Annotated in this window: 23 protein-coding genes and 2 tRNA genes; 15 read left to right on the top strand and 10 right to left on the bottom strand. The window is 49.7% G+C overall.

What is annotated here, in order from left to right; translation table 11 throughout:
* Window positions 1-1,237 precede the first annotated feature (1,237 nt).
* Window positions 1,238-2,221, top strand: coding sequence for a Fic family protein (locus H575_RS03810; RefSeq protein ID WP_042698155.1), 984 nt, complete (start codon window positions 1,238-1,240; stop codon window positions 2,219-2,221).
* A gap of 216 nt (window positions 2,222-2,437) precedes the next feature.
* Window positions 2,438-2,689 carry a hypothetical protein gene (locus H575_RS03805; protein ID WP_042698152.1) on the top strand — a complete coding sequence of 84 codons (252 nt, stop codon included), beginning with the start codon at window positions 2,438-2,440 and terminating at the stop codon, window positions 2,687-2,689.
* Window positions 2,690-3,344: 655 nt separating this feature from the next.
* Here H575_RS03805 and purM read toward each other — a convergent pair.
* The 3 genes from purM to H575_RS03790 form a co-directional block, all read right to left on the bottom strand.
* Window positions 3,345-4,340, bottom strand: a complete 996-nt coding sequence (purM, locus tag H575_RS03800) for a phosphoribosylformylglycinamidine cyclo-ligase (protein ID WP_042698150.1) — start codon at window positions 4,338-4,340, stop codon at window positions 3,345-3,347.
* On the bottom strand, window positions 4,337-5,716 hold the full coding sequence (locus tag H575_RS03795; RefSeq protein WP_042698147.1) for an aspartate kinase: 1,380 nt from the start codon (window positions 5,714-5,716) through the stop codon (window positions 4,337-4,339). The genes purM and H575_RS03795 overlap by 4 nt, the downstream gene beginning before the upstream one ends.
* Window positions 5,717-5,820: 104 nt before the next feature.
* Entirely contained in the window at window positions 5,821-6,969 is a 1,149-nt protein-coding gene (locus tag H575_RS03790; RefSeq protein ID WP_042698144.1) for a TIGR04083 family peptide-modifying radical SAM enzyme, read from the bottom strand.
* Window positions 6,970-7,030: 61 nt separating this feature from the next.
* On the opposite strand from H575_RS03790, the gene H575_RS03785 reads away from it, so the two are divergent.
* From H575_RS03785 to H575_RS03775, 3 genes are all read left to right on the top strand, one after another.
* Window positions 7,031-7,489 (top strand): peptidylprolyl isomerase, encoded by a 459-nt coding sequence (locus H575_RS03785; RefSeq protein WP_042698141.1) that lies wholly within the window; start codon window positions 7,031-7,033, stop codon window positions 7,487-7,489.
* 293 nt (window positions 7,490-7,782) lie between these two features.
* A complete protein-coding gene (locus tag H575_RS03780; RefSeq protein ID WP_042698138.1) occupies window positions 7,783-8,274 on the top strand; it encodes a TspO/MBR family protein in 492 nt (163 codons plus the stop codon).
* A 25-nt stretch (window positions 8,275-8,299) separates the two neighbouring features.
* The gene (locus H575_RS03775) at window positions 8,300-9,730 is read left to right on the top strand and encodes a site-specific integrase (protein WP_155897843.1); all 1,431 of its coding nucleotides are present in this window, start codon (window positions 8,300-8,302) and stop codon (window positions 9,728-9,730) included.
* Here H575_RS03775 and H575_RS03770 read toward each other — a convergent pair.
* Window positions 9,727-10,704, bottom strand: coding sequence for a hypothetical protein (locus tag H575_RS03770; RefSeq protein WP_042698131.1), 978 nt, complete (start codon window positions 10,702-10,704; stop codon window positions 9,727-9,729). The genes H575_RS03775 and H575_RS03770 overlap by 4 nt on opposite strands.
* 333 nt (window positions 10,705-11,037) lie before the next feature.
* Here H575_RS03770 and H575_RS03765 point away from each other — a divergent pair, with 333 nt between their 5' ends.
* The 3 genes from H575_RS03765 (at window position 11,038) to H575_RS03745 (ending at window position 14,176) form a co-directional block, all read left to right on the top strand.
* On the top strand, window positions 11,038-12,402 hold the full coding sequence (locus tag H575_RS03765) for a hypothetical protein (protein WP_042698129.1): 1,365 nt from the start codon (window positions 11,038-11,040) through the stop codon (window positions 12,400-12,402).
* 1,175 nt (window positions 12,403-13,577) lie between these two features.
* On the top strand, window positions 13,578-13,838 hold the full coding sequence (locus tag H575_RS03750; protein WP_042698121.1) for a hypothetical protein: 261 nt from the start codon (window positions 13,578-13,580) through the stop codon (window positions 13,836-13,838).
* Window positions 13,835-14,176 carry a hypothetical protein gene (locus tag H575_RS03745; protein ID WP_042698118.1) on the top strand — a complete coding sequence of 114 codons (342 nt, stop codon included), beginning with the start codon at window positions 13,835-13,837 and terminating at the stop codon, window positions 14,174-14,176. Before H575_RS03750 ends, H575_RS03745 begins: the two co-directional genes overlap by 4 nt.
* A 284-nt stretch (window positions 14,177-14,460) precedes the next feature.
* On the opposite strand, the gene H575_RS03740 is transcribed toward H575_RS03745, so the two are convergent.
* Window positions 14,461-14,533 (bottom strand) — tRNA-His (locus tag H575_RS03740).
* 187 nt (window positions 14,534-14,720) lie between these two features.
* Between H575_RS03740 and infB the strand changes: the two genes are divergently transcribed.
* Together infB and H575_RS03730 are read left to right on the top strand one after the other, a co-directional pair.
* On the top strand, window positions 14,721-16,490 hold the full coding sequence (gene infB / locus H575_RS03735; protein WP_042698117.1) for a translation initiation factor IF-2: 1,770 nt from the start codon (window positions 14,721-14,723) through the stop codon (window positions 16,488-16,490).
* Window positions 16,491-16,559: 69 nt separating this feature from the next.
* On the top strand, window positions 16,560-16,949 hold the full coding sequence (locus H575_RS03730) for a 30S ribosomal protein S6e (RefSeq protein WP_042698113.1): 390 nt from the start codon (window positions 16,560-16,562) through the stop codon (window positions 16,947-16,949).
* Window positions 16,950-16,964: 15 nt separating this feature from the next.
* On the opposite strand, the gene H575_RS03725 is transcribed toward H575_RS03730, so the two are convergent.
* The 4 genes from H575_RS03725 to hypB form a co-directional block, all read right to left on the bottom strand.
* Complete coding sequence (locus H575_RS03725; protein WP_042698111.1) at window positions 16,965-17,441, bottom strand: DUF2240 family protein; 477 nt, start codon at window positions 17,439-17,441, stop codon at window positions 16,965-16,967.
* Entirely contained in the window at window positions 17,438-17,860 is a 423-nt protein-coding gene (locus tag H575_RS03720; RefSeq protein WP_143744993.1) for a hypothetical protein, read from the bottom strand. Before H575_RS03720 ends, H575_RS03725 begins: the two co-directional genes overlap by 4 nt.
* A gap of 278 nt (window positions 17,861-18,138) precedes the next feature.
* Entirely contained in the window at window positions 18,139-18,516 is a 378-nt protein-coding gene (locus tag H575_RS03715) for a 30S ribosomal protein S8e (RefSeq protein ID WP_042698105.1), read from the bottom strand.
* A gap of 109 nt (window positions 18,517-18,625) precedes the next feature.
* Window positions 18,626-19,273 (bottom strand): hydrogenase nickel incorporation protein HypB, encoded by a 648-nt coding sequence (hypB, locus tag H575_RS03710; RefSeq protein ID WP_042698102.1) that lies wholly within the window; start codon window positions 19,271-19,273, stop codon window positions 18,626-18,628.
* Between the two features lie 175 nt (window positions 19,274-19,448).
* Between hypB and H575_RS09280 the strand changes: the two genes are divergently transcribed.
* From H575_RS09280 to H575_RS03690, 5 genes are all read left to right on the top strand, one after another.
* Entirely contained in the window at window positions 19,449-19,721 is a 273-nt protein-coding gene (locus H575_RS09280) for a signal recognition particle subunit SRP19/SEC65 family protein (protein WP_042698099.1), read from the top strand.
* Entirely contained in the window at window positions 19,722-20,366 is a 645-nt protein-coding gene (locus H575_RS03700; RefSeq protein WP_042698096.1) for a histidinol phosphate phosphatase domain-containing protein, read from the top strand. It abuts the gene before it with no gap.
* A gap of 129 nt (window positions 20,367-20,495) precedes the next feature.
* The gene (locus H575_RS09485) at window positions 20,496-20,801 is read left to right on the top strand and encodes an H/ACA ribonucleoprotein complex subunit GAR1 (protein ID WP_211213855.1); all 306 of its coding nucleotides are present in this window, start codon (window positions 20,496-20,498) and stop codon (window positions 20,799-20,801) included.
* A gap of 28 nt (window positions 20,802-20,829) precedes the next feature.
* On the top strand, window positions 20,830-21,852 hold the full coding sequence (locus H575_RS03695) for a transcription initiation factor IIB (RefSeq protein ID WP_042698094.1): 1,023 nt from the start codon (window positions 20,830-20,832) through the stop codon (window positions 21,850-21,852).
* A gap of 86 nt (window positions 21,853-21,938) precedes the next feature.
* Window positions 21,939-22,010: transfer RNA gene (locus H575_RS03690), tRNA-Ala, on the top strand.
* Between the two features lie 162 nt (window positions 22,011-22,172).
* On the opposite strand, the gene H575_RS03685 is transcribed toward H575_RS03690, so the two are convergent.
* Complete coding sequence (locus H575_RS03685; protein ID WP_042698092.1) at window positions 22,173-23,693, bottom strand: SLC13 family permease; 1,521 nt, start codon at window positions 23,691-23,693, stop codon at window positions 22,173-22,175.
* Window positions 23,694-23,847: the final 154 nt, after the last annotated feature.

Below are 23,847 nucleotides of genomic sequence, written 5' to 3'. Positions count from 1 at the left end.
GCAAACCGAAGGTTTGCGAGTTAGTGGCTTTCGTGTGGGGGCGGGTTGGACGCTGAAAGCGGCCGACCTTAGCCGAGCAAGGCTTTGCCTTGCGAGGGACGGGGGAGGGTACTAAATGGAGACCGTCCAACGAACATTTCTCTTTTTCGTGTTTTCGTATTTTTTTCGTGAATTTCGTGTGATGCCCGCCGTCCATCATCGGGAGGCGCTGGGGCGCCGACAGGATTTGCCCGAACGGTCTCGCAAATCTAACGATTTGCTCGCAAGTCTATCGACTTGGTCGCAAACCTTCGGTTTGCTCGGCTAAGGTTGTCTTCTTCGCATCCAACCCTCCTCCGCTGAGCCCGCCCCTACGGGTCGGTCCGCCTCCGCTAAGGTCGTCCGCGTTCCGCGCCCAACCCGCTCCCGATGAAGGGACGAGCAAGACAGCGAAGTTGGATTGCGAGAGTGAGGATAAGCAAATCCGATTATCTCGCCCTTAGGGCGGATTCAAGCGAGGGTCGAAGACCCGAAGCGGAGAGCAAATCTCTGATTTGCGGTTCGCGGTTGGTTTTTTCTCATGTTTCTGCACCCACCCGTACCCTTCCCGAATCTAATTACCCGACTCGATCCAGAATCGAAAACCCGTTTTTTTGCATCCACAAAACCCCTCCCTTCTCACTGAGCACCGTGTTTCCGCCAAAAGCGGAGGCATTATCGCACCGCGCGGTCAGGGGTTTATATAATTCAGCATCGAATCAGAATAGTGAGGGCAGGAGGGATATGGTTGGGCCCCCTGTCCGATCGATCTGCAGCGGTTTTAGCGATTTTCCGTTCAGATCGAAAATACTCTGTCATTAGAACTCAATTATCACCCGGATGGTGCCGCCCCTTCCCTACTTTCAGGGGGGAGGAGCTTCTTTTTTTCCTGGATTTTCACCGCTTCGCACGGAGAGCGAAGCGAAGCTTTCCGGTTTCCCGATTCGTTCTTTCGCATGTATCCACACCCCCAATCTTTTCATACCTGATCCTCTCCGGGTATGCAGATCCGCACCTCCCTCCCCCTCATAAACCCGGCAGAAGAATTTAGAAAAACCATAATTATCACCCAGATTCAGAAAAAACCTCCATATAACTCTTCATCATCAAGGTATGTAACACAAACCATAAAACACGCAAAACTGCATACCTAAAAATCAGGTATGTAAACAATACCATAATCACCACAAAGTTACATACCTAATAGATTGCAGCACTTATGGACCATCATCTAAGAATAGAAAAACGCCCCTCCGCATCCGGGGACAAATATTACCTCGTCAAAGACATACGTGTCGGGAAAAGGGGAACCAAAGTCTCCCGCCTCATCAAGACAGGTTCACCTCCGACACCCGAAGAACAAACAGATGCAATGCAAAAGTATGGCTCAGAGATCCTCATCAATGCCTCGAAAAAATACGGAGAACTCAGATCACAAACCCTCAAATATGCATACATCCCCAAATCCATCGGTCGTGAAATAGAACAGATCCGCTATATTCATAAAATATCACAAGACACCCTCACCTCTCACGAACTCGAAGAATACGAAAAGAACTGCGAATACCAGTACGTCCACGGAACCACCTCCATCGAAGGAAACACCCTCGACCTTCGCCAGACAAAACATCTCCTAAGCGATAACATCGCCCCCGACAACAAACTTCTGCGTGAGATCAACGAAGTCCAGAACTTCAAACTCGTCAAAAATTACCGTGACTCCTACAAAAAACCCGTCACCGTAGAATTCATCCGGAAGATCCACCAGTTCATCATGACCAACATCGACATCGAAATGGCAGGTGTGTTCCGCCGATCCAACGCCATTGTCATTGTCGGATATGACGGGCTGCTCCCCCCGGCAGACATGATAGAAGAAAGCCTCCAGGGAATCATCGACGAATACTACCAAAAAGTATCAGAAGGATACTGCCCATTCGAACAGGCTGTCCTTTTCCACCACAACTTTGAATGTATTCACCCCTTCAATGACGGAAACGGAAGGACCGGGAGGGAGATCTTCAACTACCTCCTCATCAGAGACAAATTTCCCAGAATGTTCTTCCTCGCAGAAAACTTCCGCAAACAATATCTTGAAGCACTGAACAGGGGAGATAATGAAGATTATACAGGTATGATCGCACTCTTCGCGTCAATGATCATCAAACAGCACGCCCGTGTCATGAGAAAAGTATCACCATAATATCTGTCCGATCGTGGATCCTGACATATACATTCCCCTCATTTTTCCAAGGTCGACTTTTTTTGAGAAAACTATACGATCATCTTGCCGAAAAAGGACCCGATCATTATACTGCGAGGTGATTTCGTCGGTTAAGCATGAGATCGACCCGGATCTATCGCTCCAAAAACGGCGGGAAATCTTTATGTTATCAAATTGACATGCTAATGTCCAATAATGGTCACCATCGAAAGCAAAAAAGAGCAGATAGGATTTCGGATCAGTCCTAAGTATTACCAAAAGATCAAGGAGATGTGCGAAGGGGACGATGCCCCGTTCACCTCGATCAGCGATTATATGACCTCGCTCGTGGTCGCGGATGTGACCCGTCGGGAGATGGGCGTCGACGACATGACGTTTCGGATCCTGCAGGCTCTGGAATCGCCGGAGGTCCTGATGATGCTGCGGGAAAAGTTTGTCGGGAAATAACTGGGGAAAAAATCCCTAAAACCCATTCAATCCGGATAGAAGAAGTCGGAACGACTGTAGGTCTGAACCTAAAAAATAACCAAAAACGCATTTTTTCCCTCACTGGAGCCGCTGGGGCGCCGACAGGATTTGCCCGAACGGTCTCGCAAATCTAACGATTTGGTCGCAAACCTTCGGTTTGCTCGGCTAAGGTTGTCTTCTTCGCATCCAACCCTCCTCCGCTGAGCCCGCCCCTACGGGTCGGTCCGCCTCCGCTAAGGTCGTCCGCGTTCCTCGCCCAACCCGCTCCCGATGAAGGGACGAGCAAGACAGCGAAGCTGGATTGCGAGAGTGAGGAAAAGCAAATCCGATTCGCCTCGCCCGTAGGGCGGATTCAAGCGAGGGTCGAAGACCTGAAGCGGAGAGCAAACCGAAGGTTTGCGAGTGCGCCGATTCAAGCGAGCGAAGCGAGTCGGAGAGCAAATCTCTGATTTGCGAACGCGGTGGGCTTTCTCATGTGTCCACACCCAGCCTTACACTTCCCGAATCACACACACACCCGACAAATCCTTCCGCCCCTGTCCCCCTTTCCCGCAAAAAGAGCATCCCCTCTCCTAAATGCAAAAATAGGATACCCGCCGCGGGCCGCCCAAGCCCTAAAAAAAAAAGAAAAAGATCAGGTGATTTCCACGCCTTTCAGCGTCACTTTATGCTCTTCGATCACACGGCCGACGACTTTTGCCCCGTCAACCATCGAAAGGACCGTCTCCACGCTCTCCTTTGGCACAACAAACGCAAAACCCATACCCATATTGAACGTCCGGTAAAGCTCATTCGTATCAAGCCCTCCCTTCTCCGCGATCCATGCTAAAATCTCCGGAACATCAAGCGGATCCTCAATCGCAAAACCGTAACCCGAGATCCTCAGGAAGTTCAAAAGGCCCCCGCCCGTCACATGGCACATCCCGTGAACCACCGCTTTACTGCAGACATCCAGAACCTCCGAGTAGATCCTTGTCGGAACAAGCAGCGCCTCGCCGACCGTCCTGCCCGACGGAAGGACCGCCGCATACCCGCCGTTCTCTTCGGCGACATTGCGTGCCAGCGTATACCCGTTCGAATGGACCCCGGTGCTTGCCACCCCGATGATAACATCTCCCGGAGCCACCTTTTCGCCGGTCACGACCTTCTCCTTCTCCTGCACGCCAAGACAGGTTCCTGCAAGATCCAGCCCGTTGATCATACCCTTCAGCGTCGCGGTCTCTCCCCCGACGATATTCACATTCGAAAGGCGTGCCCCCTCATTCAGCCCGACCCCGATCTGGATCATCTGCTCCGTATCGATACCTTCCGTTGCGATGTAATCGACAAACGCGATCGGCTCGATGTTCATCACATACATATCGTTCACGTTCATCGCCATACAATCGATCCCGACCGTCGTCCAGTCCTTCAGATCATCAGCGATCCGCATCTTGGTCCCGACCCCGTCGGTACACAGCGAAAGAACTTTGCTGCCGAAATCGATCATTCCGGCAAAGTGTCCCACTCCGCCGACCATGCCATGCTCACCGCTGCGTTTGAAACTCAGCTGACGGATCAGGGCTTTCACCCCGTCGGCCTCAAGGTTGATATCCACCCCGGCCTCCTTGTACGAATATTTTTTAGTCATGCGTCCTCTTTATCAAGATCATACTCTTCATGGATCGCCCGAACGGCGCGGATCCCGTCCGCCTCCTTCACCACAAACGAAACGTTCACTTCCGATCCCTGGGAGATCATCATCACATTGATCTTTGCAAGACCAAGCCCGTGGAAGATCCGGTAGAGAGTGCCGGGAGTCCCCGCCATTCCTGCGCCGACCACCGAGACCACGTTCACATCCTTGGCAAACGTGTACTCGCGGATCAGTCCTTTGTTTTTGATCTGGACAAGGGCTTTGTTCGCTGCGTTCACCTGCTCTTCGGTGATGATCAGCGAGATGTTCATCTCGGATGAACCCTGGCTGATCAGCATCACATTCACGCCTGCTGCCGCAAGCGAGGTGAAGATATCGCCCGCCACTCCGGGTTTCCCGGCGGCAAATCCGCTGATACTGATCATACAGCTGTTTTTGATCAGGGAAACGGCTTTCACGATACGTTTGTCGGCATGGCTTTCCCTGATGACCACGGTCCCCGGATGCGCCGGGTTGAAGGTGTTTTTCACATAGACCGGGATGTTCTTCTCCATTGCCGGGAGAAGGGCACGCGGGTGGATGACTTTTGCCCCGAAGTAGGACATCTCCATCATCTCAAGGAACGAAAGCGAGTCGATCACGCGTGCCTCGGGGATGAGTCGCGGGTCGGTGGTCATAACGCCGTCGACATCGGTCCAGATGATGATCTCTTCAGCATCGATGCCCGCCCCGATGATAGCGCCGGAGTAGTCCGATCCGCTGCGTCCAAGCGTCGTTACGGCTCCTTCACCGGAACAGCCGGTGAATCCCTGAATGACCGGGACCTGAGCGCCGAGCTTTGACCCGATACGTTCCATGATCCGCGGATAACTTTCCGGAAGAGCAGTGGCTCCGCCGTGAACACCGTCGGTAAGGATGCCTGCATCGCAGCCGCTGATCTGAAACGACGGGATCCCTGCCTGGCGAAGCGCAGCCGAGACGATCGGAGCTGAGAGTTTTTCACCAAAGGAGATGATATAGTCCCGGGACCGCGGCGTGAGCTCATGAAGATTATTGACGGCGATGAGAATATTTCTCAGACGTTCGAGCCGGATGTCTATGTGGGTCGTGACTTCGTCGATATAATCCGGCGCAACTATCCCAAGCGCCGTAAGGTGCCGTTCTCTGAGCAAGGAGATGAACGTATCCAGATTTTTCTTATCAGTACAACTGATAATCCCTTCCGCCGCCGTGATTATCTGGTCGGTGACTTTCGTCATTGCAGAGACTACAACAGCGATTTCATTGCCTTCCTCACGGGATTTTTTGATGAGATCAACGACTTTTGCGATACATTCCGCATCGCCGACCGATGTTCCACCGAATTTCATTACGAGCCGCATCTTATTGGTAGCACCTTTGAGTGATTGTGTAGATTATGGGTCGTAGCAAGTGATATACTCTGCGGGATGGGGGCATCGCCCCGGGTTTCCTCCTACTCATCGATGATTTTTTTGATAAGAGCCGTCACGCTCGGCTGCTGTTTTCGTTTGACCCGGGAAACCCGCATCGCCGCAGGCGGAGCGTTCATCTCAGCGTTCAGACGGCCGGTGATCTCGTCAAAGATCCGTTTGTAGGCGGTACAATGCGGATCGACGCCCTCAAGGGATCCGCCGGTCGGCGCGATCGCGTTGTACGGACATCCTCCTCTGCAGTAGGAGATGTGAGCGCAGTCTTTGCAGGCGGTGTCGACAAACTCCTTGAATGCGAGCATCCGTTTGCCTGCATGGCTTTCCATCAGGCTCTCGATTCGTGGAGCGTCCCTGACATGGCCCATCACCCATTCCGGCATCCCGATGAACCGGTAACAGGGATAGATCTCTCCGTCCGGTCCGATCGCAAACGTCGTTCCCATGCAGTCTGCATAGGTGCAGACGCTTCCCGCTCTGGTAAACACGCAGCGGCAGAGGTCGTTGATGTTCATGATCTCGATCTCGCCCGGATGTTCGACCGCTTCGTCGAGAAGATAGACCAGCAGTTCCCCGTACTCTTCGGGAGAGAGGGTCCAGGCATTGGGGTTTTCTCCTTTGAGGGAGGGGAGAGCCGGATGGAGTTTCATGACCCAGCCCTGTTCTTTGAAGAAGTTGACGATCTCCTCCTTTTGTTTGACGGAAGAGTTGGTGAACGTGCAGATGAATCTGACTAAGAGTCCGTGATCAGCGGCGATTTTGTACCCGGCAAGGCAGCGTTCAAAGTATTCATTGCCCCGCTGGTAGTTGGTCAGCTCTTTTGGTCCGTCGATGGATGAACCGATCGGGACATGGTATTCAGCAAAGATCTCTGCAAGTTCGTCGGTCATGAGCCAGAGGTTGGTCTGGATGGCGAACTCGGGGGTAAGGTGGGCAAGCTCTTCTGAGATCTTTCGAAGAGCTGTCCGGTAGAACTCTGCGCCGGCAAGGAGCGGTTCTCCGCCGTGGAAGGTGAAGGTGACCCGCTGATCCCGGAGGGGTTTGAGCCATCGAACGATCTCGTCGATCGTGTCAAGCGTCATCCGCGGCGATTTTTCATCCGAACTCCAGCAGTATTTGCAGCGCCCGGGGCAGCCGAGTGTCGGAATGATCATGACATGGAACGGATTTTTCATTGGTGTCACTACGTTTGTCATGATACATGTTTATTATTTTTGTCTGCACACAACTAGATACATGACAGCACAAAAAGTACTTCTCTCCACGAATCACGGGGATATCGTTCTCGAGCTCCGTGAGGATATGCCGGTGACGACCGGGAATTTTGCTAAACTGGTGAAGGACGGATTTTATGACGGGGTCATTTTCCACCGGATCATCGACGGGTTCATGCTCCAGGGCGGCGACCCGACCGGGACCGGATGCGGCGGGCCGGGGTATAAGATTCCGGATGAGTTCATGCCGGACAATAAAAACAACAAAGGTACGATCTCTATGGCAAATGCCGGACCAAATACGGGCGGCAGTCAGTTCTTTATCAATCTTGCAAACAATAATTATCTCGATAAAGCCCACCCGGCGTTCGGTAAAGTCGTCGAGGGTATGGATGTTGTGGAAAAACTTGGGAAGGTCAAGACGAATTACAGTGACAAGCCCTTAGAGAATGTCGTGATCGTAAAAGCGACCCTGCTCTAATCTTTTTTTAGTGGGAGTTGCGCGGTTTGCTCTTAACCGAAAAAAACTGACGTACGTCTGAGATGAACTTCGATTTTGTGTATGGCATTAGCGTTGGTGTATGAGATAATTTAACCGCGAATCTCTTGTGTCCACCCCCAGGAATACCCCTCCAGAATTGGATTGAGATCACGCCGCGTAAGTCCCATTCAATTCAGTTTCGGTTTGCTCGGCTGAGGGACCTAAAGATCCCCGCAAAAGAAAAATTGCATCTAAAATCAGGATTAAATACTTTGTGATGCGAAGTATCATCTATGAACACAAAAATACAGCCCAAAACTGTGTATCTGATGATCGGATTCGTCATCCTGTCTCTTCTTGCAGGACTTCTCGGCACGATCGTTACGATCACCGGCCCTGACTCCTGGTTTGCCGTTGAACTGATCAAACCCGCCTGGCAGCCGCCGAACTTCCTGTTTGGTCCGGTCTGGACCACACTCTATATCCTGATGGGTCTTGCCGCCGGCTACATCTTCGCGCAGGGCTGGGAGAAAAAAGAGGTTAAGATCGCAACGGTCGTATTTCTGATCCAGCTCGGACTCAATGTCCTGTGGTCGTATATGTTCTTCGGCTGGCACCTGCTTCTTGGAGCCACGATCGAGATCATCGTCCTTTGGGTAATGATCTGTGTAACGATGTATCTCTTTTACAAAATCAAACCGGTCGCAGCATATCTGCTCATCCCGTATATCCTCTGGGTGACTTTTGCAACCGCTTTGACCGCGACGATCTGGCTGATCAACTAGACGGCAAAAAACTCCTAACTTTTTTTTGAAAAACGAAGGGCCAAGGCCGAGCCCACAACGGGCGGCATTCGAGGCCATATCTATTTTTGAGCCTTTATTCATCCTTGTTTCCTACTTAACACTACTCAAAAACAATAAGGTAGTAAGGGATCAAAACATGGCAAAAATCGTTTCATTTTCAAGAACAAGCGAGCAGTATGAGAAATACGCAGAGCGCGGGATAACTCGCCGGATTCAGAACGGACAGATGACCGAAGCAGACGCCGAACTGATTAAAGAGTTCGTGGATTCTCTAAAGATTCAGAATAATATCAGTGACTCACGGGCATACAAACTCACCAACGCATTAAGCAACATAAGCCGATTTATCAAAACTCCATTCATGGAGAACAAGATAGCCGATGTATACGCCGGGGTAAATGCGATTAAGAGCGGAAAGAAAATTAACGCCAAGAATCAAAAAACCCCGGGCGATTTATCCCAGAACGTAAAAAGGGATTATATCATCTTCTTGAGGAGGTTCTATTTGTGGTCTATTGAAGAAGGATATTGTAACCTGCCGCCCGAGAAGATAAGAAAAATACGGCCGCCAAGCCCTGACAGAGTAACTAAGACAGCCGAGCAGATGCTAACTAATGACGAAGTTCTAAGGATGATATGCGCCTGCACGGGATCAACCGGTATTAGAGACAAGGCCATGTTATCGGTTCTCTATGAGGCAGGGCTTAGAATCAATGAATTGGCAGGGCTGTTATGGTCAGATGTGAAATTTGATTCTCACTTTGCTAAACTGAATGTTTCATCCAAAACAGGAATACCGCGGTATATTCCCCTTACAACATCCCGGGGATATTTGGCAGCATGGAGATCTATCTATCCAGATGGAGAACCCGAGGGGGATAAACCCGTTTTTGTTACAACCATTTTTAAGATTGAGGATAAAGGCAAGGATACCGAAGTTAGAACCGTTACATACAAGAACCTGACATATAACTATCTTAGAAATCACATCAAGGACATAGGCAAGAGGGCCGGCATACAAAAAAGTGTGAACTGCCATGTATGGCGGCATTCGAGAATTACGGGGCTGCTACAAGCCGGGTTTAGTGAATCGGTTATCAAATTGATGTGTTGGGGAAGTTTAACAAGTGACATGTTAGCCAATTACGGCCATTTATGCAATAATGATATAGATTTAGCCATAGCCAAGGCGGCAGGTTTGCCGATTGATGAAATGGAGATGAAAGATTCATTCAAGAGTAAGATATGCCCGAGATGTCACCATACTAATAATCCAACGGCCCGGTTCTGTGAGGTTTGCGGAGCGATCTTAGACAAAGAAACAGCCTTAGAGATTGAAGATGCTAAAGAAGAGATACGAGCCGATGAAAGATATATCAAGATGTTTATAGACCTGAAAAAGAAGGTAGAAGCATTAGAAGCCCTACAAGGCTAACTCTCTTTTTTCTTATTCCTATAGTAATTCTGTTTTTTAGGGGCACACTTCGAGCAGAATTGAGCGTGTATGGGTTTATCATCCTCGATAATACCACCGCACATAAGACACCGGGGGCGCAAATGTCTCTCTATCTCTATTCCGGGGCGACCAATATTATACATGAATGATAACCCGGGTGTTAATCTCTTGTCACCCGATGCCTGTAATTCCTGTATGATTTTCTCGAGGCGCTGATATTTCAGTTTATGAGCTTTACAACAATATTCTTGCGGCCGGCCCGGGTTATCTGAAATACCTAGTTTACAGCCGCACCATTTGCAGGCAGTTCTTTTGTTTGCTTTTTCGTAATCATATCTGTTAAATATTGGCGTATATCCTGTTTTTTCATGGGGATCTTCATCAACACTATTATACTTATCTTTACACTCTTTAGAACAAAACGGGTTCTTATCTTTTTGTCTTGTTGTCAGGCCGTCCGGTAAATCTGCCCCGCAGGTTAAACATTGGTTAATAGGTGAATACGTGTCGATAGGTGTAACAATATAGCCCTGTTTCATTGCCTTGTTAATTGTGGCGTATAAGGTATTCTCATATCTCTGAATGATATTATGTCCGTCTACCTTTCCTTTTAATACTCGATATTGTTGGATAACCTCACCACGAGCAGGATTCACAATACTCTCTATCAAAAAATGAATTGTTTCAGTCTTAAAATCCAAAAGAATTCCATATTCCAGCGGGATGTTTCCGGCCTCGTCCGGTTTGATTGACATAACATATTTTTCATTATAGAATATATGGGGTTTGAACATCTCCGTATCAAGTTCTTTTTGTAATTCCGATGTATTAGCAAAACGTAAACAGTCAGCTTCTGGCCGTAAACAATACCATTCACGAGCCACCTTAAAGGCAAAGTCCATTTTTTCTTGGTCTTTTTTGGTAAGTTTGAGCAATCTTGTTTCAGTTGACATATTGATACACTTTTAATACTTTATTAGTTTTACTTATATTAGTAACTATGTCTAACTCTAATTAGTATATATGCCAAGAAAAAAGGCCAGTTATAACATTGCTCTATCAATCGGGCTTGTTGATGCGATCGACTACCGCCGGGGACTTGTGTCCCGGTCCGCCTACATTGAGAATGTATTACGTAAAGCTGGAGAAGTTGAACTGAATGATTAAAAATAAAAGGATTATCACCCATGATGTTTTAGATCATCTGGACCCTTTAGAGCAGATAATCGCAAGACAATTTATTTTCGAAGGAAGATGGATTCTCGAAGAGATGAGCCGGGGGACTAATGTCGAGTGATGCCACATTTGAACTTGAAGGATTCCCCCCGTTACATGGCACACTCGCAAAGATAGCTCATTGGTTTATAGGTAGTGCCCGACGGCCGCACAGAGAATCAGCATACATAACCGCTCTTTCCTTTGGGAGTGTTGTATGTGCCCGCTTCTTTTCGTTTGAAGAATCATACTCCACGAGTTATTTCTGTATCTCCGCTGATACAGGTGTCGGTAAGGAAGATCTGCGAACGGCAGCCACGAAGCTCTCACAGTCTCTAGGATGCATGCAGTTGATAATGAATGTCGCATCATTTACTTCAGACGCAGGCGTTCACGCGGCAATTGTGACGCAACCTCAAAGCCTCGCCTTGATTGACGAGTTCGGTAAGGTGTTCGAAGCCATGTCTTCATCTGTATTGAATCAGACAGCATTGACAACACTGACGATAGCATTCACCACCGCTCACACTGCACTGCCGCCAAAGGGATATGCTGATGTAGGAGCCGCGCAAACTGCCGCAAAGTATCAGACCGTCCAACGCCCCGCCATGTCTTTGTTGGTCTTCGGCACCCCTAGAGAGATCACCAAAAACTTAACGCCCGACACATTTACGTCCGGAGAATTTAGCCGGTTCTTGTTTTTTGAGATCCCCGGGGACGTAGTCAGACCAAACCCGGAATACCAACCGGTCCCTAAAGATGTCATCAAGGCACTGATGGACATTCTCAGAATTCATAATTCTGTCAATGGTGAATTATTGATACAAGGATGTGATGGTATAGAAGCAGCTACTAAGTGCGGCATTGAACCCGGGATAGACACGACAGAGATCGATATGAGATATCAACGTGAACGCGCTGCCACAAAAGATACTACTTCGAAGGCGTTAATTACACGCCGGTTTGAGAAAGCAAAGCGGTTAGCAATAATTATCTCATTGTTAGGGACCGACACACAGCAGAATCTCAAATCCCCGGTTATTTCGAGTGCGGCACTTAATGACGCCCTCATGATTGTTGAGAAATCAGATAAACTAGTGAAAAGTTGGATACGTAACCAATCAACATACCCGGATAATTATATCGAACTAGCCGATCTGATGGCAGGATACATCGAAAATGAATTATGTGGAACGTCAAAACTTGCAATAACACAGAAAGAACTATCCGATCAGTTTCCTGAATACGCACACAAAAATACTGCGGCACGCCGGGATATCTGGGAATTATTATCAGATAGGGGTATCACTGTCAGGCAGGAAGGGAAAGGTCGGACGAATGCCTACTTCTTCGAGATATACGAAAAGGTCGGAGATGTTGATGATAATATCAGAATCAGGGAGTCCATAAACGCAATGAAAAAAGGGAGAGTATGACGACACTTAAAAATGAGGTGTTAACTTCGACTCTTCGACGAGCTTCGACTAATGTATGTAGTCGAAGTGAAAAGCCGCGTAAATGGGTTGTTTCTTTAAAATACCTCTATTCTACTACTATATATATATACATATATACACTTCGACTCTTCGACGCACCCCCCCACACAAAAAAGAACGGGGGGAATGAGAAGGATGGTAAGAGGGGGGTATTAGTCGAAGCGTCGAAGTTTTTAAAAATAACTTCCAACGTTGGTAGAATCGAGAATGAAACCCGTAAAGGGTTTTTAACTTCGACTTTCGACCGAGTCGAAGTGAGTCGAAGTGAGTCGAAGCGGACCGATTCAGAGAGAGATAACCGCACATGTAAATTGATTAATATTTTTTATTATTTAGTCTTTTTAGCAATAGGGGGTAGTATATCGGGTATTTTATGGGTGTTTATCTATGCACTTACACAATTTACACAAACAGGAGGAGTTATAACATGAGCAGGAAATCAGGCAATCCGAATACCAGAAAGCGTAATCGACTTGTTGAAGGTATCGATAAAAGAAATCTGGGATACTTCAATCACATTGCATACCAGATTCACGCCGAACAGAGATCACAGGACAAGGAGAACCGGGCCGAGACAGACCACAAAAATACAGGAGAATCCACATGAAAACAGTAGTATCACAGTTAACCGGGATAAATGAAGATTTATCAGCTATCCGGACCGAGGTTAGAGAAAATAGGATTGAAGGAGGTATTAGACATGAATAAAAGCGGGTTAAAATCCCCGGGTAATACCCTTCACACAGATATTGAATCGGTCCGGCGTATCAAAATTATCAAACATATTAGGGCCGAGTATTTTTATGGGTCCCGTGTTGCTGATATCTGCCAGATGCTAGATGAAAACTGTGATGTGATCCACACATTCACGAAGGAGAATACCGCACAGGATTATCTTATGTCAATCGCTATGATTATTTGGGAATGGGATTGTAAGACGAGTATCCCCGGGTCCGGTCTGCCGCCATGGCCGGGCCGTGTAGGGGAAGGACTTACTCATAGTCAGATTCGCACGGTATGCGATGTTAGGAAAGCTCTGCATGAGATATACGAATGGGATATATCCAGTAAAACATGGACTAATCCGCGGACAATATGCGAGGAGGTAAATAACGATGTTAGATAAAAATACCGATTATACACAGGTTAACCGGGCAGAGCTCATTAGATTTTTATCGGATGCGGTAAAGTTTTGCCACGGAAAAGCCACGGTAGGACGACTGCAGGCGGCAGAAAGCGATAGCACTAGGCTCTCTTACATGAGGGCCCTTGCTCAGATGAGCACCCCGCTATTAGCCGCCTTGAGAGACACCGATTTAGAAGCGATAAATAAACGGTTGGACGAGATAGAAGCACGGCAGGGAGGTAAAGAATGAGGCCGACACTCTCAGATATTCAGCGGAGGATTGAGGCTATCACTGCTTCATCTCAAACCCCCGTTATCATCTTTGTGCGGCCGGTATATGAAGGGGAAGAGGTAACAGACAGGATCGTCTATGACACGATTGAAGGGGCATTACATGCCTTTGAGAAGGCACATAGAATAACCTTGGATGATAAATCCATTGTCTTTATCGATGATGTCCCGGATGGGATAGAGGAATACAATAGGGATAACACCCCGCACGAAGACATAGATTATACCGGACCGGATACCCCCGAAGATGAGGAAAGCGCCGGGTCCGGTATAGTTGGATACATCTTAGAAAACTGACTCTTCAACAACCGGCAGGCAGGGCACATACTGCCGCACATATCTTTTTTCATGATTAGGACTGATAGAAGCCCCCGTTATTCAATTAAAGCGGGCGCACGTCTCTAAGGGTCTATTATGACCTTCATAGAACGATTCTAAGACACTTTCTCTTAGTGGGTAAGGGTTTATACCTTTGAAAAAGACCCTTCCTTAAAGAACGTTAGATGCGGCAAAAGAATATATAGAATCACTCTCAAACAAGAGCATTAAGGAAACAAGGGCGCTAAACGTCGAAAATAGAGGGCCAAGGCCGGGGGTCGAACCCGGGTCTAAGGATCCACAATCCTAAAGGATGTCCAGCTACCCTACCTTAGCCTGATCTCTGCCTGCGCCGATGTGGCTCAAACACTCTAATAGATATGGTCTTTTCAGATATTAACATATCTTTTTTCCGCCGCCTGAATTTTCCCTCTCCCCTTTATATTAATAATCCTGCACTGCCAATAGATACTCACTATTTATCTCTGAATGGTTAGTCATCAGAGAATGGGGATTCAATATCATGGCAGAACACATCAGGACTCCTATCGTCTGCGTATTGGGGCACGTAGATCATGGAAAAACATCGCTCCTCGACCGTATCCGCGGATCGAAAGTTGTCGCAGGAGAAGCGGGCGCAATCACCCAGCATATCGGAGCGACCCTCATTCCTTTCGACTCGATCGCAAAAATGAGCGGGGATCTGGGCAAACTGAAAACCAATGTCCCCGGACTATTGTTCATCGACACGCCGGGTCACCACGCATTCACCACGCTTCGGGCAAGAGGCGGGGCACTCGCAGACATCGCGATCCTGGTCGTCGATGTGAACGAAGGATTCAAACAGCAGACGATCGAAGCACTCCAGATCCTTAGGAACTGCAAAACCCCGTTTGTCATTGCTGCGACCAAGATCGACAAGATCCCCGGCTGGCGGCCAACTCCCAATGCCTCGTTCAAGACCGCTTACAAGAATCAGACCGAACGTGTCCAGACCGAGTGTGAAAACCGCGTGTATCAGTTGGTCGGCAAACTCTCGGATATGGGATTCAACTCCGAGAGATTTGACAGAGTCAGTGACTTCCAGCGAAACCTCGTGATCGTCCCGGTGAGCAGCATGACCGGCGAAGGCATCGGCGATCTTTTGATGATCATGATCGGGCTTGCCCAGAGGTATCTGGCCGAAGGTCTCCAGACGACGATCACCGGCCCCGGGGTCGGGACCGTTCTTGAGGTCAAGGAGGAAAAAGGGCTTGGAACGACGCTCGATGTAATCCTTTACGACGGGATCATCAGTGTGGGCGATGAGATAGGAATCGCCGGCAGCGAAGGAGCGGTATCGACGAAAGTCCGCGCTCTCCTTCAGCCCCGGCCCATGAAAGAGATCCTCGTCGAAGACCAGTTTATGCGGGTCAAATCCGTCGTGGCGGCGGCGGGTGTGAAGATCTCCGCGCCGAATCTTGAATCGATCGTTGCGGGATCGCCTATCCGCGTGATCCGCGGTGATCACGATGAGGTTTTGGCAAAGATCGACGAGGAGATGCAGGAGATCAACATCACCCTCTCGGATGTGGGAGTAAGTGTCCGGGCGGACACGATCGGCGCGCTGGAAGCTCTCTCCAATGAACTGAACGCAAAGAAGATCCCGATCATGCGCGCGAACGTCGGTCCCCTGTCACGCCGGGATCTGATCGATATCAGCGTGATAAAAGAGGATCTGTTCAAAGCAGCTCTCTGTTTCAACGTTCCGCTCCTTCCTGACGCCGAGGTCATGGTCCGCGACGGTGAGGTGGATGTGAAGATCTTTTCCAACCGTGTCATCTACAAACTCATCGACGAGTATCTTGCATGGCAGGATGAGATGATCCGGGCCAAAGAAGCAAAACAGTTCGAGACGGTCGTTCTGCCGGCGAAGTTTTCCATCCTGCCGGGATGTGTGTTTCGGATGAGCGGGCCGGCGGTCGTCGGCGTGCGCGTCCTGGGCGGCATTCTGCGTCCCAAGGTCAGTGTTGCCACGCGTGAGGGAAAAATCGTCGGCGAGATCAAACAGATCAAGCTGAACAAAGAGAGTGTGACCGAGGCAAAAGAGGGCGCAGAGGTCGCCGTTTCGATAGACGGCGTCACAATCGGCAGACAGATCGATATCGGCGAGACCCTTTACGTGGCAATTCCGGAGCGGCATGTGAAGGTTTTGGAGACGGAAATGCTCTCCCATTTAAATGCAGGCACCGTCGAGGCGCTCGAGGAGTACACGAGCATCTTCCGGAAAACACAACCTTTCTGGGGCAAGTAGTATAAATGTGGAGATACTAAATATATGGGTACTTCGGCATCATAGATATCGAGGAGATGTGTATATACAATGGTAGACTTTAAGCTCGTACTTTCAGACCCGAAAACCGGTCTTTCGTACAAAATAGATGCAGCAGGCGCTGCAGCAGGCGCTCTTCTTGGAAAGAAGATCGGTACTGAGGTCGACGGAGCACCGTTCGGCATGAGCGGCTATAAGATCACGATCACCGGCGGATCTGACAAGACCGGCACCCCGGCACGCCCGGACCTTCCGGGTAACGGCAGAAGAGGTCTCCTGATCTCCGACGGATTCGGCTTCAACGCAACCCACAACGGTGAGAGAAGAAGAAAGAGCCAGCGCGGCAATGAGATCGCTGCTGACTTCGTTCAGGTCAATGCAAAAATTACTGTTTACGGCGAAAAGCCGGTCGCCGAGATTTTTGCTGCAGCAGCAGAATAAATCTCAATATTTTTTTTATTCGCCGATCCGTTTGATCAGATCGGCTTTGTAGTTGTCATAAGGCGCGTGATATTTTTTTGCCAGAAGGATGACCGCGGCTTCCGGGCTGATGAGGTTGTCAAACTGTTTTCTGATCCGTTCCATCTCGCCGGCCAGCTCTTTTTTACCGATCTTGCTTGCGTCAGCGATCTCGTCCAGAAGTTTTTCCAGAATGTCGAGCGTTTCACTTTCGTCGATGACAAAGATCTCGTCGGTGGGGCGAAATCCAAGCGGGATCTTTTGTTCCCGTAGGTCTTCGCGCAGTGAGTAGTCACCGGAGGCTTCTTTTTTGATGAGGCCGGTTTTTTCCGCAACGGCGATGAGCTTTTTTGCTTTGTCCAGGCTCATCCATTTTTTATCCTGGGTGTAATAGAAGATCAGATCGACCTGACGAAGCTGACCGGCATTTCTGTGCCGAAACGGCGCACAGACCGCGATCTCGCGCTCGCTCATGTAAAAAGCTCCCGGAGCATTTCTTTCAGTTCTGGTGAGGAGATGCCGGGGATCGCAGGGGATTTTGTTATGTAGACCTCGGTGAACGGTCCTTTGCTGATCCCTTTGACAAGGAATTTTTGTTCGTTTAAGGGCACATGACCGCTGGATTTGAGGATGGTGTCGGTGAGGATTATCTGCATGTCAGCTTCTTCCGTCACCTCCCGTTCCAGGTGCGAGGTTTTGCTGACCCGTTCGAATCCGAGCCGGTCGTGGGCGATGAAGACGGCGATCTCCCGTTTGACGGGGCCGTTTGCGGTTCTGAAGTTGTCCTGCCGGTCGGCGAGTTTCGTCATTCCCTGCAGGTAGGCAGAAAAGGGCAAAGGAACGTCAAACATAAGATCGCAGGTGTGGGGGAAGAGGTATGATACGCGTCGCATACCAGAGTATTCGCCATTCGAATACATGAAGCTGTCCTTAAGAAAATAGGAATTACGCGGTGTTGGTGCGGCTCCAATTCGGGAAGGAGTTTGTTGGGTGTAGGAACCTGAGAAAAACGAATGCCATACACGAAATCGAAGTACATCTCATAAGGACATCAGTATTTTCGGTTAAGATCGCGCCGCGTAACTCCTATTTTAATTTCAAAACCGAATCTGGCGGCAGTTTCACCGCCTGACGAAAAAATGAATGTGGTAAAGAGATGATCTCTATATTTTTATTCGATCAGGATCGCGTTGATAACGCCGTCCTGACCCGGGCGGCTGACGATCTGGGCTTTACCAAGTTCGGTCGTGATGATTGCTCCCTTGGTCATGAGGTTACGGCGGACGTAGTTCGGGTTTGCTGCGTTTTCTGCAACAGAGTTGATCTTGACTTTCTGAACTTTTCCGGTCTTCTTGTCGCTGACGTTTGCAAACTCGCAGCGGAGTGCGCGGACCTTGGTGTTGCCGCCGGTCACGCGAATGGTCTTTACGCGGGTGATCCCGATGATGGTATCAGCCGGGGATCTGCCGATCTCGAACCTTTTCTTTCCGCGGGATGCATGATAACGACCTCCGGTCGCTTTTCTTACTGATTTACCTTGCCAAAGCATTTTGTTTAATATCTCCTAAATTTGTATCTCTGATCAACGTCTGAGTATCTCAGACATCAGTCTCTTCCAGAGTCCTATATGTGTTGGTTCTACCGATATTTAAATTCGTTTAGGCAAGAATGACATCGGCGATCTCTTTGACGCCTTCCCCTTTTTTCAGGTTGGTTTTGATGATGAGCATCTCAGGATTGTAGCGTTTGATATCCTGAATCATTCTCTCGACATTGCAGCCGACCGCCTCTGCTAAGTCGACTTTGTTGATGATCGCGATCTGACAGTCCCGAAACATCATCGGGTGTTTGTTGACGACGTCGTCGCCTTCGGTGGTCGAGATGACGACGATCCGTTTCTCCGCGCCGAGTTTGAAATCGGTCGGGCAGACCATGTTTCCGACGTTTTCGATGAAGACGATGTCGACATCGTCAAGGTCCATGTGGTCGAGCGCGTGGTGGACCAGGTGGGCGTCAAGATGGCATTCTTTGCCGGTGTTTGCGTTGAATGCGATGATGCCGGTTTTGATGATCCGCTGGAAATCATCATCACCATACACATCTCCTGCAATTGCTGCCGTGACTTTTCCCCGGGATTTGAGTTCAGGAACGAGTTTTTCGATCAAAGAGGTCTTGCCGGATCCGATCGCGCCGAGAAGGTCGAATGCACGGACATTGTGGGCTTTGAAGTGTTCTGCGTTGTGCTCGGCCAGACGGTTGTTTGCGCCGTATATCTCGGCTTCCATGTGAACATCCACGTGATGCATAGTATAGTATTGTGGTTTTTTATGTTTATAGATACGCATGTCTTTTCAAGTGTGATTGCGTCATACGATATTCTGATTTAGTATGTGGACACAGGTCCGCCTGTTCCTCCGTTTGGCCGTACGGCCGGGGAGGCACGAAAGCCATTTTGGCTTTCACAGCATACAGTACTTTCTAATGGCAATTCGTTTTCTTTATCCGTGCTACTTTGATGCTTCCCTGACCCGTGCCGGCGGCCGGCGCGTAGCAAAGAGTCTGGCTGTTTCCGCCCCGAATATGGCTATGATCTCCCGCGCGGCAAAAGTCTGCGGGATATCGGTTCTTGCAGAGGAACGGGATGCCCATCACCCGGCTCAATGGCATAAGTCCGGGGGGCGCATCCAGGTGGAGTATGCCGGATCCAAAGAGGCCCTTCTGACGAAAGTCGCACAAAAACTCGGCGGGAAGTAAATGTACGATTTCCACTGTCATACAACGATGAGCGACGGCGAACTGATCCCGACGGAGCTGATCCGCCGGATGGCGGCGGCCGGATATACGGAGATGGGGATCGCCGATCACGCTGATTATTCGAATGTGGAGGATCTGATTGCAGCTCAGAAAAAGGTGAAGAGGTCTGCGGAACTGTACGGTGTGAAGCTGTTTACCGGTGTCGAGATCACGCATGTTCCCCCGTCCGAGATCGCGTGTCTTGCAAAGTATGCCAGATCGCTTGGCGCGGAAGTGGTGATCGTGCATGGGGAAACGGTCACCGAACCGGTGGCTCCCGGAACGAATCTGGCGGCGGTGACCTGTCCGGATGTGGATATCCTCGCTCACCCGGGAATGATCACTGACGAAGAGGCTTTGCTTGCAGCGAAGAACGGGGTGTTTCTGGAGATCACTTCAAGAGGGGGGCACAACCGGGCAAACGGTCATGTTCTTGCGTCTGCGCGCCGCGCGGGGGCCGGCGTCGTGGTCCAGTCGGATATCCATGGTCCGGATGATATAATTACCGAAAAAATGCGCGGTCTGGTCGCCCGGGGGGCGGGGATGAATGAAGACGAGGCGAAAATGGTTCTTTCCCTTACGTCCGCCGAGATCCTTTCTCCCTAATTTCTATTTTAGTATTGTGGGGAATGTATTTATAGTACTTCTTACGCATTATATTATGCATAAATACTCTGTGGTTTGAACTCCACGGGTTGCCTGACCGCCTTATTGGTGATCATCGAGGTTTGATTTGTGAAAATTGCAGGGAATGTTGTATCCCGTCTCGGGAGGCGGTTACTGATTGTTGAAAGTGATGCTGGTCAGCTTCCTCCTCTGTATACAGAGGTTGCAGATGAACAAAGCAGATCTGTTGGAAAAATTGTTGACCTTTATGGGAGTGTTTCCCGTCCGTACCTGACCGTGTTATGCGGGGAGGATTCGGCTTTTGGTGTACATGCAGGAGACAAGCTGTATGTTATCCCCGAAACCAGACCGGAAAAACCCAGAAAAAATTCATCTCACAAATATAGCCGCGATATGCGTGCAAACAGGCGTTAATCCGTAGATCGAAAAGGACCTTATAATCATGGAAACTGAAATTGAAAAACTGAAACAGCTGCGAGCGGATAGAGAAAAAATGAAACAGCGTCAGGAGACGACGCTTGTAACAAAGGAGAAGGAGAAGCAGGGCGGAAACGATGCGACCGCGACCGTTTGTCCGGAGTGCGGGAGCAAGCAGCTCGTTCATGATTATGAACGTGCGGAGCTTGTCTGTCAGCACTGCGGTCTTGTTTTGGATGATGATTTTATCGATCGCGGGCCGGAATGGCGGGCGTTCGATCATGATCAGCGGATGAAGAGGTCACGTGTCGGTGCGCCGATGACCTTTACGATCCACGACAAGGGTCTTTCCACGATGATCGACTGGAGAAACCGGGACAGTTACGGAAGAGCGATCTCATCCAAGAACCGGGCACAGTTGTACCGTCTGAGAAAATGGCAGCGCCGTATCAGAGTTTCGAACGCGACCGAGCGTAATCTGGCGTTCGCACTTTCCGAACTCGATCGAATGGCCTCGGCTCTCGGTCTTCCGCGAAATGTGCGTGAGACGGCTGCGGTCGTTTACCGTGATGCCGTTGATAAGAATCTGATCCGCGGAAGAAGTATCGAAGGTGTGGCAGCAGCTGCGCTATATGCAGCCTGCCGTCAGTGCAATGTTCCGCGAACGCTCGACGAGATCGCGGAAGTGTCCCGTGTCTCCAGAAAAGAGATCGGCAGGACCTACCGGTTCATCTCCCGTGAGCTTGGATTGAAACTTCTTCCGACCTCTCCCGGCGACTATGTTCCGCGGTTCTGTTCAGGCCTTGGGCTGAAAGGCGAGGTCCAGTCACGTGCGATGGAGATCCTGAAACAGGCAGGAGAGCGTGAACTCACCAGCGGACGGGGGCCAACGGGCGTTGCCGCCGCTGCGATTTACATCTCCTCGATCCTTTCCGGAGAACGCCGGACCCAGCGCGAAGTTGCGGACGTGGCGGGCGTGACGGAAGTGACGATCCGAAACAGATACAAAGAACTGGCAGAACAGCTGGATATCGAGATCATTTTATGATCTCGCTGAATATTTTTTCCCGCAGCTGAAGCTGCAAGACCATAAAGTTAAAAGGGACTTTGTCCTATATTATAGAGATATTTCCCGGGCTCGTATATCAGGGGTAGATAGCTACGTTCGCAACGTAGATGCCGCGGGTTCAAATCCCGCCGGGTCCATTCGTTTTTTGCTTTTTTTAGTGATCATTGCTCTGAGGCGGCTTCAGCCCTTTTGCATGCGGATAAGAATCGCCGGATCACTTTGTATTTGAGGTATGATTCCCCGGCGTTGAATTGTTTCTGCGTAAAAAAAATTGGCTATTGAAAGATCCAAAAAAAAGATCAGATTTTCACGGTCGATACAAGCGCCCAGGACGGAAGATCGATCGTGATGCCGAATGCCCATAACACGATCGTGAAGACGAAGATGGTGAATATCACAACACCGATCAGATTGAGGAACCATCCGGCGGTGACCATGTCCTTCATCTCCACATACTCTGTTCCGTAGGCGATCGCGTTTGGAGGGGTGGCTACCGGAAGCATGAATGCAAGCGATGAACAGACCGCAGCCGTCATCATAAGGATCCACGGATTCACCGAAAGGGAGATCGCCGTAACTGCGAGGATGGGCATCATCACCGAAGCTATCGCAGTATTAGAGGTAAGTTCCGTCAGGAACGTGACCAAAATCGCTATGGCGAGAACGATGAGCAGGATCGGGACCCCGTTGAGCACATCCAGATATCCCACGATCGTCTGCGCGAGGCCGCTCTTGATAAAAGCAGCCGAAAGACACATACCTCCGCCGAAGAGCAGAAGGATCCCCCAGGGGATGCGGACTGCCCACTGCCAGTTCATGGTGTACTCCTGTTTTTTCCAGCTGATCGGCAGGAAGAACAAAAGAAGCGCACCGAAGATCGCGATCGTCGAGTCGTCGATTCCGGGGATGAACACATCCAGGCCGGGAAGAGTGAACGAGCCGAAATCTTTGCTTTTAGCAAAGATCCAGCAGAGTGCCGTCAGAACAAAAACGAAGAGGGTGTTTTTTTCTCCGCGCGACATCGGTCCGAGTTCTTTGACCTCTTTATCCAGCGCCTCTTTCGCATTGACCAGCACGTTCGGCATTTTTCTGTATGCGACTTTTGTAAGCCAGAGCCAGATCGCAAAAATCATCGCGATAACGAACGGAACTCCAAACTCCATCCAGGTAAAGAAGTCGATCGGCGTACTCTGCGGGAAAATGAGCGCCATCTGTGCAGCCAGGATGCCGTTAGCCGGCGTTCCGATGAGGGTCCCGATGCCTCCCACACCGGCCGCATAAGCAACCGCGAGAACAAGGCAGCCGGCAAACGCTTTGTGGGGAGCTTCCATATCCGCGAAGACTTTTGTCGGCAGGACCGTCGCAATTATTGCGATCGCGATCGGAATCATCATCATCGCGGTCGCGGTATTTGACATCCACATCGAAAGAAACGCTGTAGCAATCATAAATCCGAGAATGAGACGCTTTGGACTCGTCCCGGTAATATTGATTATTTTCAATGCAATCCTTTTATGGAGTCCCCACCTCTGCATCGACATGGCTATGATAAAACCGCCGAGGAAGAGGAAAATCACCTTATCCGCATAGGGAACTGCCGCCTCAGCGGGTTTGAGTATCCCGAGAAGCGGAAACGCGACCAGGGGTATGAGGGCCGTCGCCTCGATCGGGATCGGCTGGGTAATCCAAAAAATGGCCATCATTACCGTTACTGCCGCGGCGAGACGCGCCGGGACCGGCAACATGGCAGGATCAATTGGAGCGATCAGCAGAATCAGAAATGCTGTGATGCCCAGTATTAACCCATAACCTTTTTTCATAACTTATTTTATTGAGCAGAAGGTGTAATGAGCGTTACTATTTTTCACGTCGGAGATCCGGCTGATTTCCCGACCCGATATTTAATCACCTCTCACCTCCAATAATACACCACATTCTACCGCCGGTTTACTGCCGGATAGTAAAGGGTTGTAT

The sequence above is a fragment of the Methanocorpusculum bavaricum DSM 4179 genome, from assembly GCF_000430905.1.
Taxonomy (GTDB): Archaea; Halobacteriota; Methanomicrobia; order Methanomicrobiales; family Methanocorpusculaceae; genus Methanocorpusculum; species Methanocorpusculum parvum.
Note: the sequence above shows the minus strand (reverse complement) of the source record. Positions and strands in the feature narration are given on the sequence as shown.